We start from the raw sequence: 17,521 nt of genomic DNA, 5'->3' as shown, positions 1-17,521 counted from the left end.
TGTCGCAGCGCAATATATTGCTTGACATTTGTGCAATGCAATAGTAGCGTCCTTCGTACAGTCTTCTGACTGTAAATACCCTCCTTGGGTGTTTCCTCCCTAGACTAGCCGCGCTTCAAGCGCGGTTTTTTTTGGCCAGGGAAATCGAAGTCGCAGGGATAAGCGGCTTTATTCGGCGGCCAGCGCTCGATCGCCGGCGAATTTCTCGACATATTCCGCCATCTGCCGCATGAAACCGGTGACCGCATCGGCCACCGCGGCGAAATCGTCGCGCTTCTCCAGCGTCACTTCATCGACATAGATCGCCCGGTTCACCTCGATCTGCAGCGCGTGCAGCCCGCGTGAAGGCCGGCCGTAATGTTCGGTGATGAAACCGCCAGCGTAGGGCTTGTTGCGAACCGCCGCAAAACCCATTTCCTCGAGAATGGCGATCGCAGCGCGCGAAAGCTCGGCCGAAGCGCTGGTGCCATAACGATCGCCAATGATGAAATCGGGCCGCGCCGTACAGCCCGCGACTCGCACATTGCCGGGCATCGAGTGGCAGTCGATCAGCACGCCGAAGCCGAACTGCACGTGGGTTCGCGCAATCAGCCGGCGCAGCGCCGCATGATAGGGCTTGTAGACCGCTTCGACCCGGTCGAGCCCCTCCTGCACCGGCAGGCGCCGCGCATAGATTTCCATGTTCTCGGCGACGATGCGCGGAATGGTGCCGAGCCCGCCGGCGACCCTCAGCGAATTGATGTTGGCATAGGGCGGCAGCAGCCCGTCGAACATGCGCGGATCGAGCTCGTAGGGCTCGCGGTTGACGTCGAGATAGGCGCGCGGAAAGTTGGCCGCGAGCAGCGGCGCGCCGAGCGTTACGGCCGAGCCGAAGAGCTCATCGACGTAATGATCCTCGGAACGGCGGATGGCGATGCCCTCGAGTCTCGACTGGGCGATGAATTCCGGTGGATAAATCCGGCCGCTATGGGGGGAGTTATAGACGAAGGGAATGGTCTGCGACACGGGCTCAAGGACTTCAAAAAGCTCGTATTCGCCTATTTCCGGCACTTTCGGCCCTCTTTACCATGTCATGAACTGACTGCTTCGCCCATGTTGCCAGTTGCCTCGCCTCAAGTCCATACTATGTAGAAGGGATGGCGGTCGCATGCAGGCAATTCACCGGTTGTTTACCGGGTAAAGACTAGTGTAAACGGCTGGCAGCCCACCCAAAACCTATTGATCAGCGGTCTGGATTAATGACTCAGAAGATACTTCTCGCCGAAGACGACAACGACATGCGCCGTTTCCTGGTGAAAGCGCTCGAAAAGGCCGGCTACAAGGTCCTTTCTTATGACAATGGCGCCAGCGCCTATGATCGGCTGCGCGAGGAGCCGTTTTCCCTGCTGCTGACCGATATCGTCATGCCTGAAATGGACGGCATCGAGCTGGCGCGCCGCGCCACCGAGCTCGACCCCGACCTGAAGGTGATGTTCATCACCGGTTTTGCCGCCGTGGCGCTGAACCCTGATTCGAAAGCGCCGAAGGATGCGAAGGTCCTTTCCAAGCCTTTCCACCTGCGCGACCTCGTCGACGAGGTCAACAAAATGCTTGCCGCGTAAGGCTTGCCGGGCGGCTCGTCACAAAACTGAAAAAAGCCTATTGACGGCTCCAAAGGTTTTGTGATCTATGCGCCGCCATCGGATGGGCGTGTAGCTCAGCGGGAGAGCACTACGTTGACATCGTAGGGGTCACAGGTTCAATCCCTGTCACGCCCACCATCCTAATTCGCTGAAAAGCAAAGGCCTTTCGAGAAATCGAAAGGCCTTTATCGTTTTGGCGGTATCCCGGTTGAAAGCCTTCCTCACAGCCGTGCGGCGGAGCCGTTCTAACAGTGAGGCAGCCGCGTGAACTTCACGCGAACGAGGCTTGACCAGTCGGTTGCGATGTTGTTTCGGTCTCCATAGCTGGGGGGCACATATGAAAAAGCTTATTGGATTGATATTGCTGCTGGGACTGGGCGGGAGCCCGGTTTCCGCAAAAGACGACATGAAGTTCCGTACGCTGATGGAGAGCAAGGAAACGGATATCGTCACCATGCTTATTGGCGCGGCCGGATTGACGCTTTCATTTGTGAACAGCGAACTCGAAGGCCAAGGCAAGCAACCACTATATTGCCCGCCGCCGAAAGGCATTTCAAACAACGACTATGTCGCGATAGTGAAGAAATATCTGGAACACCACCCAAATGTCGGTGAGGAAACATTCCAGGTTTATCCCTATGTCTTGCTCGTATCGCTGAAGCAAATCTATCCCTGCTGAGAAGATAGGAAATCACGTCCGGCGCCCAACCGGGAAGCAAAGCGTGGCCACCGCTTCCAGATTTGCTTGCGCGATCATGCCAGTTGTCAGCACTTCCCCGATCCGCGCAGATCGCAGCCATGGCGGGTTCGCATATCAGCATATGCCTAAGCGAGCAAAAATTGCATACCTTCACACAAATTCAGCCCCTCGTTGGCCCGGCATCCAAAACTGCGATTTCGTGACGGCCAGATGACAACTTTATGACAAAATGCGTGTTATTTCAGCAACATAGAGGGTGTGGCCCAATGTCACAATCGGATATGTTGTTGCGGTGCAGCATCCCCTATGTCACTTCCGCGGCGAGGCAGGCGCCGAGCCAAAAAGGTGCCGCTTCAATCACACGGGGTGAAGATACGTAGGGACTGCCAATGGCAACGGTCTTCATCCTCTTGCATCTGAACTGGAGGTTATTCCATGAACATCAAGAGCCTTCTTCTCGGCTCCGCTGCTGCACTTGCTGCAGTATCCGGCGCTCAGGCTGCTGACGCTATCGTTGCTGCCGAACCGGAACCGGTTGAATATGTTCGCGTCTGCGACGCTTACGGCACCGGCTACTTCTACATCCCCGGCACCGAAACCTGCCTCAAGATCAACGGCTACGTTCGTTTCCAGGTTGACGTTGCTCCGCACGCCAGCTCGATCGGCGCCGGCGGCGGCGGTTCTGTCGCCAACGATTCGGACTGGGATGCCCGTACGCGCGGTCAGGTTCAGTTCACGGCCAAGAGCGACACCGAATACGGTCCGCTGACCGGCGTTATCGTCATGCAGTTCAATGCTGACAACGCTTCGGCCCAGAAGGCCCAGCTGGACTCCGCTTACCTCGACATCGCCGGCTTCCGCGCTGGTCTGTTCTACAGCTGGTGGGACGACGGCCTCTCCGGCGAAACCGACGACATTGGCTCTCCGGTCACGCTGCATAACTCCATCCGTTATCAGTACGAAACCGACGCCTTCTACGCTGGCATCAGCGTTGACGAGCTGGAAGACAGCCCGTTCTACAATGGCGAAACCGCCAACAACTGGGGCGTTGCCGTTGGTCTCGGCGGCAAGGCTGGTATCTTCAGCTACCAGATCACTGCTGGTTACGACACCGACAACGAAGAAGGCGCCGTCCGCGCTATGGGTACGGTTGCCGTCGGTCCGGGCACGCTCGGCCTCGCAGCTGTCTACGCAAGCAACCCGAACGCCTATTACAACAAGGCTGAATGGGCGATCGCTGCTGAATACGCCATCAAGGCGACTGACAAGCTGAAGATCACTCCGGCTGTTCAGTACTACGACAACTACGGTGTCACCGCTGGCAAGTTCAATGACGACGTCAACGCCTGGAAGGCCGGTGTAACGATCGACTACCAGATCGTCGAAAACCTCTCCGCAAAGGTCTCGGTTCAGTACCTCGATGCGGACAATGCCGATGACGTGACCTCGGGCTACTTCCGCCTGCAGCGCGCATTCTGATGAAAAGGCTGCCGGCCACTGCATAATTCCTTGAATTATGCAGCAATTCAAAGTGCTACAGCGTCCTTTGCGCGTCTGACAAGACGCGCGGCGCTGTAGGCCGGCAGCGACCAATTCCTGATCTGACTGACGTCCGATCGGGAAAGGATGGGTCCGGACTTCCCTGCCTGGGCCCATTCGCCTTGACCAGAAGTGCATCCGAGACGGCGGGCGCTCAATGAGCGCCTGCCATTGTCATGCACATCGGTTCGTCGTCGTCGATGTCAGGCCTCGCAACCAACAAGCTCAACCAACTTTTCGCTCATCTATCGCAGGTCGGCGAGCCAGCGCGGCCGCTGACGAAATCTTTGCGCTTCACGAAACACGAAACCAAATTCGGACACAGAACCGTGCCATGGCGAACTGAGGGCGAGGTAGCGATTCGCCTCGCCAGGACATGGGGTTTGAGATCGAAATGAAGTTATCCGCGCTTGCTGCCGCCGCAATTTTTTCCGCCCTCGCCTTGCCGGCCTTTGCCGCGTCGGCGCCTGCCCCCGAGACATTTCCCGGCGCGCCAGGCGTCATCACGCTTTCCGGCAAATGCGCCAAGCTCGTCGTCGCCAAGTTCGACGCCACCAAGGGCTGCAAGGACGAGCTTGCCAGCGTCACACTCGCCAATGGCTCGGTAACCTTCATCTTCACCTCGGACGGCAAGGCGCTCGGCTTCCAGGGCGACGGCAGCGGCATCAAGCCCGCCTCCAACGGCAATGCCCGGCTGCCGCTCAGCCTCGTCACCACGGGTGTCGGCAACAAGATGACTGGCCAGGTCAAGGTCGCCGGCTTCTGCACCTTCGGCAATCCCTATGCCGGCAAGCCAATAGCCATCGAATGCACCGCCGAAAGCAAGGATTCCTCCTTCGCCGGCAGCTTCCGCACCGGTGGCAAGCTGGTGAAGAAAGACAAATAGCCCAGCCTCGTCAGGCGGCGCACCATGCGCCGCTTGCAGCCCCCGGCTTGCGAGCCAGGCCCTCGTTGATCATCTGCACGCCGAAGGAGCGCCCCTCGCGCGAGACGACGCGTGGCGCGCCGGAGGGATCGGCCTTGCCCGCGGCATTCATGGTGAAGGGGCCGGCGTTCAGGAGCGCCAGAAGACGCGCCTTGCCGGCAAAGGCGACCCTGCGCTCGTCATCGCAACGCGCCCGGTCGACGATCGGGCTTGCCATGTCGGCGATCACGATCTTTTCGCCCTTGTACCAGAAGACGCCGCCGTCACCGACGCAGTTGATATGCGCGCCCTGCCCGCAATAGCCGAAAGCGGCCGTCCCGGTCTCCGTGGCGGCCGGAGAGGAAAGAGACGGTGTCGCCTTGACCGGCTGGACGGTCGGCGTGGGAATGGCTGCCGGCGGCAACGGCCCAGGCGTCGCCGGCGCGGCTTTCGGCACTGGCGCGGCGAGCGCCACCTGCTTCGGCGGCACATCCTTCCTGACGGCAGGCTTCTCCTCCGTCATTTCCCGTATCACCGCAGCCGGTTGCCGGCCAAGCATCGGCTTAATGCTCTTCCAATTGTCCGAGGCGGCGATGCCGGCGATCGCAGCTACGCCGATCACCATCCAGGGCAGCAGCCCGCTGCCGCTGCGCGCTTTGCTCTTCCCTCTCGCCGGCGCCTTGCGGCGGCTTCGTGTCGCTGTTTTGGCCATCTGTCCGATTCCCGTGAGGCCGGGATTATCGCCGCCCAATCCTTTCCGAAAGGTTGGCATGGCCCATCATCTTTGATGGGCGATCGGAACGAACCTCGATAGAAAAGCAAAACGCCCGGCATCATGCCGGGCGTCCATATCGTCGACTGCCTGTGCTCATTCAGGGTATGCGGTATCCCCGACCGGTGCCGGGCAACCGATGGACGAAGCAGGCGGCTTCGGACGCTTGCCGATATCGATGCGTTCGTCCGCCGCCTCACGGACGGCCTTCCATTCGTTCTCGTGCCGGATGAAGATGTCGCGGGGCACAAAATTCACGGTCATATGTTTCTCACCTGTTGCAAAATTGGAGACGTGCGAAAGCCGTTATTTCTTGCCCTTGATGTCGGGGCCGCCCTTGGAAAGATCCGCGCCGGTGACATGGGCCGGCACATGAATGTCATGGTAGACGCCCGGCGTGAGCGTCAGGTCGACATGGTGCGGCGGCAGCACCTGCGCCTTCTGCATCCGGTTCGGTCTTGCCCGCTTCATGCGGTCGGACGCCTCGGTGCGTTTGTCGGGAAGATGGGTCGAAGTGTGCATCATCGGCCTCCTTTTATTCAGCTCAACTGACCCTAACGGGTGAGCACCAGGATGGTTCCGGAGAAAATCGCAAATCGCATGTGACGACCGGCCTTGACTGGCCGGGGAAGTTCATTACCTAACAGCTACCCGCCCGCCTTCCAGACATCGGCTGACGGGGAAGTTTGGTGCCGGGCCCCTCTGGCGAGAGTTTTTACGGCGCTCTCGTGATGTCGGTACCGCCTGCAGCTTAGCCGGCGGATTTTTCATCGATGATAAAGCTCCCCATGCCTGACCCGCATGCCCGTTGTGGCATGTCGCGTTTCCCCAATATGCTCACCCTCTCCAACAAGGTTTGCGGCCGCGAGGTGCGGCCATGAACCAGTCAGCCACCCATAAATCCTCGCTCAGCTATTTCCACTGGGCCTTCATTGTCACCGTCCTTGGCCTCATTCTCGGCGCCGTGCTCGGTTGGCAGACGACGGGCACGATCGGCGGCATGGCGACCGTCTTCTTCATCTGCACAGTGCTTGCGGTGCTGGAGATCTCGCTCTCCTTCGATAATGCGATCGTTAATGCCAACAAGTTGAAGGAGATGACGCCGGTCTGGCAGAAACGCTTCCTCACCTGGGGCATCGTCATCGCCGTCTTCGGCATGCGCATCGTCTTTCCGCTGGCGATCGTCGCGATCGCGGCGCAGATCGGCCCCTGGGATGCGCTGGTGCTGGCTGCCCGCGAACCGGATGAATATGCCCGCATCATGAATGATGCCCATCTGCCGATCGCGGCATTCGGCGGCACCTTCCTGATGATGGTCGGCCTCAACTACTTCTTCGACCACAAGAAGGAAATCCACTGGCTTCCAGGCCTGGAAAGGGTGATGGCGCGTTCGGCCACCATCAAGGGCATCGAGATCGCCTTCGTGCTGGCGCTGATGCTTGTTTTCTCCTGGCTGATCGGCGGCGAAGAAGCCACTGTCTTCGTCCATTGCGCCATCTACGGCCTGCTCACCTTCCTCGCGGTCGAGGTGGTCGGCGGGTTGCTCGATGCCTCGCAGCAGACGATGAGCGCTGCCGCCAAGGGTGGTCTCGGCGCCTTCATCTATCTGGAGGTGCTCGATGCCAGCTTCTCCTTCGACGGCGTCATCGGCGCCTTTGCGCTGACGCAGAACCTCTTTGTCATCGCGATCGGCCTCGGCATCGGCGCCATGTATGTGCGCTCGATGACGATCATGCTGGTGGAGAAGGGAACGCTTGCCGAATACCGCTATCTCGAACACGGCGCCTTCTACGCGATCCTCATCCTCTCGGTGATCATGTATGCGCAGACCCTGGTGCATATCCCCGAGGTGATCACCGGCCTCGGCGGCGCGGCCTTGATCGGCCTGTCCCTCTGGTCGTCCATCCGCCACAACAAGCGTGAGCGGGTTGACGATCAGGAGACCCAGCGGGAAAAGCTTCACGCCTGACGATGCAGGCCGCAGCGCCCGGCGTTGCGGCCTGCATTCAGACAAAAATAAAGCCCGCGACCATCCGGTTGCGGGCTGTTTCATTCATGCATGCTTGTAGGTTTTAACGGATGACCTGGCCGAAGGAGACCGGGTCGATGCCGAGTTCCCTGAGGTCGCGGGCGCGCGGACGGCGGCCGGCTTCGACAGCGGCGCTGACGGCATTTGCGGCGCCGAGCGCGGCGAATGCGCGGCCAAGAAAACCAGTGTGGATTGCACTGCGGATAGCGGACATCGTCTTTTCTTTCGCTCTATGATTGACCCCTCATAGGTGGGAACGCCGGGATATCTCGACAACGCCTGTAAAATCACCTCAGCCATGCAAAAAAGAAGAGGCCGACCCATGTTGCCATGGCCGGCCTCCAGGGAGGGGTGGGCTCGTCTTCTTGTTTTAGTCTTCGTTTGCCGCGAGCTGCGACAGCACCTGGCCCCGGCCGCGAAGTCGCAGGATCAGCGGAATGAGGAAAGCGGCAGCCGCGACGATAAGCAGGCCCGCCGCGATCGGCGACATCACCAGCGTCGTGACGTCGCCCTGGCTGATCGCCAACGCCCGGCGCAGCTGCTGTTCGGCGAGCGGCCCGAGGATCAGGCCGACGACGGCAGGCGCGATCGGATAGCCGAAAAGCCGCATCACATAGCCGAGCAGGCCGAAGGCGAGCAGCATGCCGAGCTCGAACACCGACGGATTGGCGCCGATCGTGCCGAGCGTCGCAAACAGCAGGATGCCGGCATAGAGCCACGGCTTCGGAATGGTCAGTAGCCGCACCCAGAGCCCGATCATCGGCAGGTTCAGGACCAGGAGCATCGCGTTGGCGATGAGCAGGCTGGCGATCAGGCCCCAGACGAGCTGCGGATTGGTGGCAAACAGCAGCGGCCCCGGCTGCAGCCCGTATTGCTGGAAGCCGGCGAGCATGATCGCCGCCGTCGCCGTCGTCGGCAGGCCGAGCGTCAGAAGCGGCACCAGCGTACCGGCGGCCGAGGCGTTGTTGGCCGCTTCGGGACCGGCCACGCCTTCGATCGCGCCATGGCCGAATTCTTCCGGGTTCTTCGCCAGCCGCTTTTCGGTCGAATAGGACAGGAAGGTGCCGATTTCAGCGCCGCCCGCCGGCATCGCGCCGATCGGGAAACCGATCAGTGTGCCGCGCAGCCAGGGCTTCCACGAGCGCGACCAGTCCTCAGCATTCATCCAGAGCGAACCCTTGACCGCCTCAATCTTCTCCGCGATCCGGTTGCCCTGCGCGGCGATGTAGAGCGTTTCGCCGATCGCAAACATCGCCACGGCAAGCGTCGTCACCTCGACGCCGTCGAGCAGGTCTGGGATGCCGAAGGAAAGCCGCGCCTGTCCCGTCTGCTGGTCGATGCCGACCATGGCGAGCGCGAAACCGATGAACAGCGAGCTCAGACCTCTGAGCGCCGAATCACCGAAGGCCGACGAGACGGTGACGAAGGCGAGCACCATCAGCGCGAAATATTCGCGCGGTCCGAAGACCAGCGCCAGCTTGACGATATAGGGCGCGATGAAGGCGAGCCCGAGCGTGGCGATGAGGCCGGCGACGAAGGAGCCGATCGCCGCCGTTGCCAGCGCCGGTCCGCCGCGCCCGGCCCGCGCCATCTTGTTGCCCTCGAGCGCGGTGACGATCGAGGCGCTTTCGCCCGGCGTGTTGAGCAGGATCGAGGTCGTCGAGCCGCCATACATGCCGCCGTAATAGATGCCGGCGAACATGATCAGCGAACCGCCCGGATCAAGCTTGTAGGTGGCCGGCAGCAGCAGCGCCACGGTGAGCGCCGGGCCGATGCCGGGCAGCACGCCGACGGCGGTGCCGAGAGTGACGCCGACCAGCGCATAAACCAGGTTCATCGGCTGCATCGCAACCAGGATACCCTGCCATAGGAATTCGAATGTGCTCATCTTGGTGTCCCAGGCGGCATTCCCGGCCCTGCATTCCGCAATCGGGCGCCGCGAAAAATCAAAAGAGCTGACAGCACGTCCCGCGCGGTCAGAAGAACAGGTGTTCGAGCGGCCCAGCCGGCAGCGTCAGCTGCAAGAGCTGCGAGAAGATCGCCCAGACGACGAAGCTGAAAACGATGCCGAGGGGCAGCGAGATCCAAAGCTTGCGTTTGCCGAAGCCGCGCGCCGTCAGCGCAAACAGCACGCCTGTTGCAATCGAGAAGCCGGCTACGCGTAGAAGCAGCATCTGCCCGGCAAGACCGGCGACGATCCAGATGACGGGCGCCACTTCCTGCCTCTCACGTTCCGGAAATTCGCCGCGCCAGGCTTCGGCGACGGTCCAGACACCAAGACAGAAGAGGCCGAACGCCACCACTTCGGGCACCGTTGACGGGCCGATGCGGTCGTATTGCGCGATCGTTTTCAGGTGTGATGCATCCCAGGCCATCACGCCGGCGACGGCGAAGAGGAAAACGGCAATGATGAACGCCGCCCAATCAGGGCGGCGCTCGGTTGCCGAGGAGGTGTTTTCCTCGCTCATTGAACAAGTCCGATCTCTTTGAGAATGCCTTCGGTGGCGGCGACATCCTTTTCGAGCTGCGCCTTGAAGGCGTCGCCGGAGAGGTAAGTGTCGGCCCAGCCCTTGGTCTTCAGGGTTTCCTGCCAGGTGGCGGAACCGTGCAGCTTCTCGAAATCGGCGGTGACGGCTGCCACCTGCTCTGCCGAGAGGCCGGGGGCAGCAGCGACCATGCGCCAGTTCTGGATGCTGACGTCGGTGCCGGCTTCCTTCAGCGTCGGAGCATCCACGCCGTCGATACGCTTGTCGCTGGAGACGGCGAGCAGACGGAGCATGCCTGATTTGACCTGCGATTCGAACTCGCTGTAGCTCGAGACACCCGCGGTGACCTGGTTGCCGAGAATGGCGGCGAGCGCTTCACCGCCGCCGGAGAAGGCGACATAATTGATCTTGGTCGGGTCGACGCCGGAAGCCTTAGCGATCAGGCCGACGGTGATGTGGTCGGTGCCGCCGGCCGAGCCGCCGCCCCAGGAAACAGAGCCCGGATCCTTCTTCAGCGCCGCGACGAGATCGGCCATGGTCTTGATATCGGACGAGGCGGGAACGACGACGGCCTCATACTCGCCGGTCAGGCGGGCGATCGGCGTGACGTTCTTCAACGTTACCGGCGACTTATTGGTGAGGATCGCGCCGACCATGACATAACCGCCGACGATCAGCGAGTTCGGATTACCGGCAGCCTGGCTGCTGAACTGCGCAAGACCGATGGTGCCGCCGGCGCCCGGAACGTTCTGGACCTGTACGTTGCCGGCAATCTTCTCCTGCTGCAAAGCGGTCTGCAGCGAACGGGCCGTCTGATCCCAGCCGCCGCCGGGAGCGGCGGGCGCGATGATGGTGTAGTCGGCTGCATAGGCCGGCAGCGCGATGGCGGCTGCGAAAATGGTTGCGATGAAAGTATGCTTCACGATGTCCTCCGTGGGCGGCTGAGCGGCCGCCTGTTATTCTCAGGGAATCGGGAAGGATGGCCGGCCAGCGGACAAACTTGTCCTGTGTGACGAGCGGAACTCCTCCCAAGGCTTCAGCTCTCCGCCTCCACGGAGAAGAAGTAGCCAAAGCCACCACAACAAGCTGTCATCTAGCTGACACCAGCGAGATATCCAGAAGGAATGGACACTTTTTTGCCGTAATTGGTGGGCGCCGGTCTGAATTCGGCTCTTCAACGCCGCTCTGAGTGCAGGTTATCTCAGCAGAGTACTGACCGCAGACCTCATCTGAGATCCTCCAACTGGGCTCCCACCTCCAGCATCGTCCAAAAATGCGGAAACGTGTGAAAAGGATGAACCCGCCGAAGCGTGACGCGTTTCACTGCGCCCGCAGAACCTCGTTCCAATGCGCGATCAGCCGCGCCCGTTTCACCTGGTCGAGATAGACCATCAGCCCGGGGCTGACCGGCACCGGCCGAAGTTGGGCGCCGAGCAGTTCCTGCAGCGTATTGGCGGTATTTTCCCCCGCCACCTCGGGGCTGACGGCCGGGATCTGCAGCTCGCGCGCCATGATCGTCTGGCCCTCCTTCGACATGAAGAAGGCGAGATATCGGCGCCCGAGTTCCGGTTCGGCGGCGGCCTGCGGCACCAGTCCGATCCGCGACATGACCACCGTATAATCCTTCGGCAGCACGATGCCGACATCGGGGTCTCGCGAGGCCCAGTCGGCCGCATAGGAGCCGAGGATGTTGTAGCCGAGCACGAAGCGGCCGTCAGCGACGCGTTCGAGGATCGCCGAACTCGTCGAATAAAGCTTGACGCCCGCCGCCCCCATTGCCCCGATCACCGACCAGATGTCGCCGAACTGTTCCTGGTCGCGCGCCATGAAGAGAAAGCCGACGCCGGAGCGCTCGATATCGTAGGTGCTGATCCGGCCATAGACCGCATTGCCCTTGCGCTTCAGATATTCCACGAATTCCGCCCGCGAACTCGGCACCGGTTCATGCGTGAAGCTCGGCTTGTGATAGACGAAGACCGCCGGTTCGAAGGTCAGCGCATAGGCGGTGTTGCGCCAGTTCGCCCATTTCGGCCATGCCGCACTCATCGGCAGATTGCTGACCTGCGCATATCCGTCGTTGGAAAGCTTCACCTGCAGGTCCATCGCCGAAGAGAAGGCAAAATCCGCCGTCTTTCCGCCGGCATCCGTCTCCCTGACGATCCGGTCGTAGATGTCGCCAGTCAGCATGTCCTCGTATTTGACCGCGACCTCGGGATTGGCTTCCTGGAAGCCGCGGATCATCGGCTGGGCGAGCGGCTCGTCGAGCGAGGAATAAACGGTCAGCACCGGCGCATCGGCATTGCCCGATTTGGCCGGATAGAAGGCCTGATCGGCCAGCGCGCCACCAGGCCAAAGCGCCAGCAGCAAGATGAAAATTCTCCTCATGCCGCAACAATGCCCGAGCGGACAGAGAGGAGCAAGGGCGACGGCGGCCGGAGACGGCCGCCGCCTGCTTCATGGGGCTATGCGGCCGATGCGAATTCGATGGCTGCAAACATGTGGTCGAGATTGAGAAAACAGACCATTCCCTGATCGAAAGGAATGATCCCGTAGGAGAAAGCCGGGTCGTAACCGATGCCGAAATCCGGCACCGGCTGAATGCGATCCCCGCCGATCGACAGGATGTCGGACACGCGGTCCACCACGAGGCCGATGATGCTTTTTCTCACCTCGGCCACGACGATCGCGCTGCGATTGGCATCGATGGCGCTACGCACGCCGAGTTTGGCGGCAAGGTCGATCACCGGTATGACAGTGCCGCGCAAATTCATCACGCCGAGGACGTGCGCCGGCGCATGGGGCAGCGGTGTCGCCGCTGCCCATCCCCGGATTTCCCGGATTGAGGTGGTCTTGATGCAGAACTGCTGGTCGCCGAGATGGAAGGCGATGATTTCCAATGCCGCATCCGAGAGCTTCTCGTATTGTGCGACGTCGGCCATCAGAACTCGTTCCATTCATTGGCAGCGACAGCAGTCGCAGTTGCCGCTCTGCCACCAAAGGCGCCGGCGAGTTTCTGGCCGAGCGCGCGGGCGGGAGAGGATACCGGCTTGTTGCCAGGCGCGGCAGCGCGAACCGGCTGGCGAGCCGCGGAGGACCCAGTCCCGACCATGCCGTCGAGCTTGAACTGACCGATGAGACTGCGAAGCTTGACGGCTTCCTGCGCAAGGGTGCTGGAAGCAGCGGTCGACTGTTCCACCATCGCCGCATTCTGCTGCGTCGTCTGATCCATGGCATTCACGGCGGTATTGACCTCCGCAAGCCCGGTCGATTGCTCCTTGGCCGAGACCGCGATCGATTCCATATGGCTGTTGATTTCGATGATGAAGCCGCCGATCGTCTTCAAGGCTTCGCCGGTTTCACGCACCAGCTTCACGCCGCTCTCGACCTCTGCCGAGGAGTTGTGAATGAGGCCCTTGATCTCCTTGGCGGCCTGAGCCGAACGCTGGGCAAGTTCGCGCACCTCTTGTGCGACGACGGCGAAACCCTTGCCGGCATCGCCGGCACGCGCCGCTTCCACGCCCGCATTGAGCGCCAGAAGGTTCGTCTGGAAGGCGATCTCATCGATGACGCCAATGATATTGGAGATCTGCTGGGAGGAATCCTCGATCTTCGTCATTGCCTCTTCGGCGTGGCTGACGACCGCTGCCGACTGGACTGCCGATTGGTTGGCGCGGCTGGCGACGACGCGTGCTTCCTCGGTACGCTTGGTGGAATTGGAAACGTTGGCGGTGATCTGGTCGAGTGCGGCCGCGGTTTCCTCCAGCGAGGCAGCCTGCTGCTCGGTGCGCCTCGAGAGATCCTGGGCGCCTGAAGAAATTTCGCGGGTGCCGTTATCCATGCTGGAAACGGATTCGGAGATTTCCGCAAGCGTGGTTGCCAGCTGGCGGATGGACTGGTTGAAGTCGTTGCGCAGCGACTCGAAATTCGGTGCGAAGGCATCGTCCAGCTGGAAGGCCAGATCACCTGCCGCCAGCCGCTTCAGGCCCGTAGCAAGATTGCTGGTAACGAAGGCGACCTGTCCTGCCTCGGTTTCCTTGACGCGGTTGATTTCTTCCTGCTCCCTCGCCTGGCGTTCGCGGTTTGCCTCGGCATCCGCCTCGAGTTTGCGATTTGTCACCGCTGCCTGGCGGAAAACTTCGACGGCGCCGGCAATTGCGCCGATCTCGTCCCGGCGGCCGGCGCCGCTTACGGTGATGGAGGTATCCCCCTCGGCGAGCTTGCGCATAACGGCCGTCATGCCGGCAAGCGGGCGGATCATGGCTCCGTTCAGAACGAACAGCATAAGGAGACCAAAAACGATCATGGCGACGGAGCCTGATATGATCGCATAACGCGCCGTCACGGCTGCGTCGGCTGCCTCGGCAGAGCGCGTCTTCAGGAGGGCCTGCTCGATGCCGGCGATTTCAGCTGCTTTGGCGCGGATCTGATCCATCCATTTCTTGCCGACGCCGGAGACCTCAAGATCGCGCGCCTGCTGCACGGTCTCCTTGGCCGACATCAGCTTCGTTTCCTGGACGACGACATCCTTCGTCCAGCCATCGACCAGGGAAGCCAGCTCGTCCAGCCGTGCCTGCTGGGCCGGATTATCCGCTGTAAGGCTGCGCACCTTCTGCATGTTGTCGGCGTAGGACTTGGCTCCGGCCTTCTGCGGCGCGAGGAAATTTTCGTCTGCCGACAATAGGTAGCCGCGCATGCCGGTTTCCTGGTCGACCATGGCCGCGACGATGTTGTTCAGGGTTCCCAGCACCGTATAGGTATGTTCGGTCCAGCCCGCGGCCTTCTCCTGGGTCGCCAGTGAACTGTAGCTCAGGACGTTGATAATGGTGCTGAGGGCGAGCAACAGCGAAAAGACGAGCGCCATTTTGCCCAGAATTCTGATGTTATTGAAAAAAGTAAACATGATCGTTCCGCTTCACTTCGGCGAATGAAAGATGTCAGGGTGGAGAAAGCCATATCGAGTCATTCGAGCGGCGCAGGGGACTTGAAAAGGCCAGGCAGTGCGCGCCCCTGGAACGATTACTTGTCGGCAATGACTAACAAGATTCTACTTTTGTACAGCCACGTGAAATCTGCTGCACAATTTGGCTATCGGTTGTAAAAATTGGATAGTTTTTCGACGAAATTTTCACGGCAAATCATCCTGTAGCTGCAGAAATCCCCTCCCTGCAGCCTTCGACGCAACGACTCGTCGAATCATCTAGCTGATTGCAACGCACGACCGGCTTCATGACCGCCGCAAAGGAATGCTCCACTCAGCCTGCCATTCGGAGTTGACGCAACCATGGATTTCTTCCGAGCGATCTCAGTACAGGCCCTCGGTTTTTGCCAAGCCCGGAAACTATAGGCATACGACGAAAATATTTCGTTCGTCCGTCCCGAAGCCATTTTTCACCATAAAGGATTATGGCTTGACACCATCCTTCACCCATACAGAGTATTGATGAAGATCGGCGACGCTATATGGTCGCGCGGCCGCGTCAAAACGTCGAAGCCACCCGAATTTCTTGTTCGGGGGACGACTCTATGCGACAAAAACTCTATAAAAAGCTAGATTAATCTAGAAAGATCCTTGGGAGGGATCATGGAACGACGACTGAGCGCTATTCTCGCTGCGGATGTCGTCGGCTACAGCCGGCTGATGGGCATCGATGAGTCAGGCACACTGCAGGCGCTGAACCGCCATCGCTGCGAGTTGGTCGACATTCGTATTTCGGACTACAAGGGCAGGATCGTCAAACTCACCGGCGACGGCATCCTTGCCGAGTTCCAGAGCGTCGTGAATGCGGTCGCCTGCGCCGCCGAAATCCAGCGCAGCATGTCGGCCCGCAACGAGAGCGTCCCGAAGGACGAGCGCGTCGAATTCCGCATCGGAATCAATCTTGGCGACGTCGTGGTCGAGAACGGCGACATATTCGGCGACGGCGTCAATCTGGCGGCGAGGCTCGAACGCATCGCCGCGCCGGGCGGCATCGCCGTGTCGGCCTCGGTGCGCGATCAGGTCGGCTCGCGCCTCAATCTCGGCTTCGAATTCATCGGCGAGCATACGCTGAAGAACATCAGGCAGCCGGTTCAGGTCTATACCGTCGCCCTGGCGCCGCCGCCCTCCGCCCGGCTGGTCGCGCAGAACCGCAATACCTGCTTCATCGCGGTGCTGCCCTTCACCAATATGAGCGGCGACGCCGACCAGGATTATTTCTCCGACGGCATCACCGAAGACATCATCACCGATCTCTCCAAGATCTCCAGCCTGCATGTCGTGCCGCGCAACACCATCTTCACCTACAAGGGCACCTCGGTGAAGGTGAAGCCGCTCGCCCAGGAACTCGGCGTGCGTTACGTGCTCGAGGGAAGTGTGCGCATCTTCGGCAAGCGCGTGCGCATCTCCGGCCAATTGATCGACACCGCCAACGGCGACCATCTCTGGGCGGAGCGTTACGACCGTGACCTGACCGACATCTTCGCGATCCAGGACGAGATCACCCACGCGATCGTCGGCCAGTTGAAGGTACGTCTGCTGCCGGAAGAGAAGAAGGCGATCGCCAACGAGCCGACAGCCAATGTCGAGGCCTATACCTATTATCTCAGGGGGCGGCAGCTCTCGCACACCTGGACGAAATCATACCTGGAGCTTGCCAGGCGCATGTTCTGCAAAGCGGTCGAGCTCGACCCGGATTATGCCCGCGCCTATGCCGGCATCGCCGATTGCGACGCGGCGATCCGCGATTGGGCGCCCGACGACGTGCCTCTGCGGCGCATCCTCGACATGAGCGCCCGCGCCCTGGAGCTTGATCCCGATCTTCCCGAGGCCCAGGCTTCCCGCGGTCTGGCTTTGCATCAGAGCGGCGATGACGAAAGGGCGGCGGCGGCTTTCGAACGGGCATTGGCGCTCGATCCGAACCTCTACGAGGCCAACTTTCACTATGCCCGTTTCTTCTTCATGCGCGGCGACTTCGCCGAATCCGTTCAATATTTCACCCGCGCCGCGGAGATCCGTCCCGACGACTACGTCTCGCCGATCCATCTGATGGCCGCCTATCGTTCGCTCGGCCGCGAGGTCGACACGGTAAATTGGGCGCGGCTCGGCCTGCAGCGCGCCGAACGTGCGCTGAACCTCAATCCGGAAAATTCCGGTCCGGCCCATCGCGGCGCACTGGCGCTTGCCCATCTCGGCGACGTCACGAGCGCGCGCCAATGGGCCGCGCGCGCCATCGCCATCGATCCCGACGACATCGTCGCCCAATATAATCTTGCCTGCGTCCACTCTGTTCTCGGCGACGTCGACCAGGCGATAGACCTTCTGGGAAGGCTGCTGCCGTACAGCTCCGTCTACCATATCAAGTGGTTCAACAATGACTCCGATCTCGACAACATCCGCCACGACCCCCGCTTCCAGAAGATGCTGGCCGCCGCGATGACTCACCGCGAGCAGATGGAAAGAACCGGAAGCTGAAGCTGGCTCCTTCCAGGGC

At 60.9% G+C, this 17,521-nt stretch carries 17 protein-coding genes and 1 tRNA gene; 7 read left to right on the top strand and 11 right to left on the bottom strand.

Going from position 1 to position 17,521, the window contains the following annotated elements; genetic code table 11:
- Positions 1-168: 168 nt before the first annotated feature.
- Complete coding sequence (locus tag EFQ99_RS20425) at positions 169-1,050, bottom strand: N-formylglutamate amidohydrolase (RefSeq protein WP_126923051.1); 882 nt, start codon at positions 1,048-1,050, stop codon at positions 169-171.
- 188 nt (positions 1,051-1,238) lie between these two features.
- Between EFQ99_RS20425 and cpdR1 the strand changes: the two genes are divergently transcribed.
- The 5 genes from cpdR1 (at position 1,239) to EFQ99_RS20400 (ending at position 4,747) form a co-directional block, all read left to right on the top strand.
- Positions 1,239-1,601 carry a response regulator CpdR1 gene (cpdR1, locus tag EFQ99_RS20420; protein ID WP_003542883.1) on the top strand — a complete coding sequence of 121 codons (363 nt, stop codon included), beginning with the start codon at positions 1,239-1,241 and terminating at the stop codon, positions 1,599-1,601.
- A gap of 84 nt (positions 1,602-1,685) precedes the next feature.
- Positions 1,686-1,760: transfer RNA gene (locus EFQ99_RS20415), tRNA-Val, on the top strand.
- A gap of 199 nt (positions 1,761-1,959) precedes the next feature.
- Positions 1,960-2,301 (top strand): Rap1a family protein, encoded by a 342-nt coding sequence (locus EFQ99_RS20410; protein ID WP_126923050.1) that lies wholly within the window; start codon positions 1,960-1,962, stop codon positions 2,299-2,301.
- A 456-nt stretch (positions 2,302-2,757) separates the two neighbouring features.
- Entirely contained in the window at positions 2,758-3,801 is a 1,044-nt protein-coding gene (locus tag EFQ99_RS20405) for a porin (protein WP_126923049.1), read from the top strand.
- Between the two features lie 454 nt (positions 3,802-4,255).
- The gene (locus EFQ99_RS20400) at positions 4,256-4,747 is read left to right on the top strand and encodes a hypothetical protein (protein ID WP_126923048.1); all 492 of its coding nucleotides are present in this window, start codon (positions 4,256-4,258) and stop codon (positions 4,745-4,747) included.
- Between the two features lie 10 nt (positions 4,748-4,757).
- On the opposite strand, the gene EFQ99_RS20395 is transcribed toward EFQ99_RS20400, so the two are convergent.
- From EFQ99_RS20395 to EFQ99_RS20390, 3 genes are all read right to left on the bottom strand, one after another.
- The gene (locus EFQ99_RS20395) at positions 4,758-5,477 is read right to left on the bottom strand and encodes a hypothetical protein (protein ID WP_126923047.1); all 720 of its coding nucleotides are present in this window, start codon (positions 5,475-5,477) and stop codon (positions 4,758-4,760) included.
- A gap of 156 nt (positions 5,478-5,633) precedes the next feature.
- Positions 5,634-5,801, bottom strand: a complete 168-nt coding sequence (locus EFQ99_RS35105) for a hypothetical protein (protein WP_164736416.1) — start codon at positions 5,799-5,801, stop codon at positions 5,634-5,636.
- A 42-nt stretch (positions 5,802-5,843) separates the two neighbouring features.
- Positions 5,844-6,062, bottom strand: a complete 219-nt coding sequence (locus EFQ99_RS20390; RefSeq protein WP_125848655.1) for a hypothetical protein — start codon at positions 6,060-6,062, stop codon at positions 5,844-5,846.
- A gap of 352 nt (positions 6,063-6,414) precedes the next feature.
- On the opposite strand from EFQ99_RS20390, the gene EFQ99_RS20385 reads away from it, so the two are divergent.
- Positions 6,415-7,506 carry a DUF475 domain-containing protein gene (locus EFQ99_RS20385; protein WP_126923046.1) on the top strand — a complete coding sequence of 364 codons (1,092 nt, stop codon included), beginning with the start codon at positions 6,415-6,417 and terminating at the stop codon, positions 7,504-7,506.
- Between the two features lie 103 nt (positions 7,507-7,609).
- Here EFQ99_RS20385 and EFQ99_RS35100 read toward each other — a convergent pair whose 3' ends face one another.
- The 7 genes from EFQ99_RS35100 to EFQ99_RS20355 all read right to left on the bottom strand — a co-directional run bounded on the left by EFQ99_RS35100 (position 7,610) and on the right by EFQ99_RS20355 (position 14,952).
- Positions 7,610-7,780, bottom strand: coding sequence for a hypothetical protein (locus tag EFQ99_RS35100; RefSeq protein WP_164736415.1), 171 nt, complete (start codon positions 7,778-7,780; stop codon positions 7,610-7,612).
- A 156-nt stretch (positions 7,781-7,936) separates the two neighbouring features.
- Positions 7,937-9,454 carry a tripartite tricarboxylate transporter permease gene (locus tag EFQ99_RS20380; RefSeq protein WP_126923045.1) on the bottom strand — a complete coding sequence of 506 codons (1,518 nt, stop codon included), beginning with the start codon at positions 9,452-9,454 and terminating at the stop codon, positions 7,937-7,939.
- Positions 9,455-9,542: 88 nt separating this feature from the next.
- Positions 9,543-10,034 (bottom strand): tripartite tricarboxylate transporter TctB family protein, encoded by a 492-nt coding sequence (locus EFQ99_RS20375; RefSeq protein ID WP_126923044.1) that lies wholly within the window; start codon positions 10,032-10,034, stop codon positions 9,543-9,545.
- Entirely contained in the window at positions 10,031-10,975 is a 945-nt protein-coding gene (locus EFQ99_RS20370) for a Bug family tripartite tricarboxylate transporter substrate binding protein (RefSeq protein ID WP_126923043.1), read from the bottom strand. The genes EFQ99_RS20375 and EFQ99_RS20370 overlap by 4 nt, the downstream gene beginning before the upstream one ends.
- Before the next feature lie 397 nt (positions 10,976-11,372).
- A complete protein-coding gene (locus EFQ99_RS20365; RefSeq protein ID WP_126923042.1) occupies positions 11,373-12,419 on the bottom strand; it encodes an ABC transporter substrate-binding protein in 1,047 nt (348 codons plus the stop codon).
- Between the two features lie 95 nt (positions 12,420-12,514).
- Complete coding sequence (locus EFQ99_RS20360; RefSeq protein WP_126923041.1) at positions 12,515-12,991, bottom strand: chemotaxis protein CheW; 477 nt, start codon at positions 12,989-12,991, stop codon at positions 12,515-12,517.
- On the bottom strand, positions 12,991-14,952 hold the full coding sequence (locus tag EFQ99_RS20355; protein ID WP_126923040.1) for a methyl-accepting chemotaxis protein: 1,962 nt from the start codon (positions 14,950-14,952) through the stop codon (positions 12,991-12,993). The genes EFQ99_RS20360 and EFQ99_RS20355 overlap by 1 nt, the downstream gene beginning before the upstream one ends.
- Positions 14,953-15,633: 681 nt before the next feature.
- Here EFQ99_RS20355 and EFQ99_RS20350 point away from each other — a divergent pair.
- Positions 15,634-17,502, top strand: coding sequence for an adenylate/guanylate cyclase domain-containing protein (locus EFQ99_RS20350; protein WP_126923039.1), 1,869 nt, complete (start codon positions 15,634-15,636; stop codon positions 17,500-17,502).
- Positions 17,503-17,521: the final 19 nt, after the last annotated feature.

The sequence above is a fragment of the Rhizobium vallis genome (assembly GCF_003985155.1).
GTDB lineage: Bacteria > Pseudomonadota > Alphaproteobacteria > Rhizobiales > Rhizobiaceae > Rhizobium > Rhizobium vallis.
Note: the sequence above shows the minus strand (reverse complement) of the source record. Positions and strands in the feature narration are given on the sequence as shown.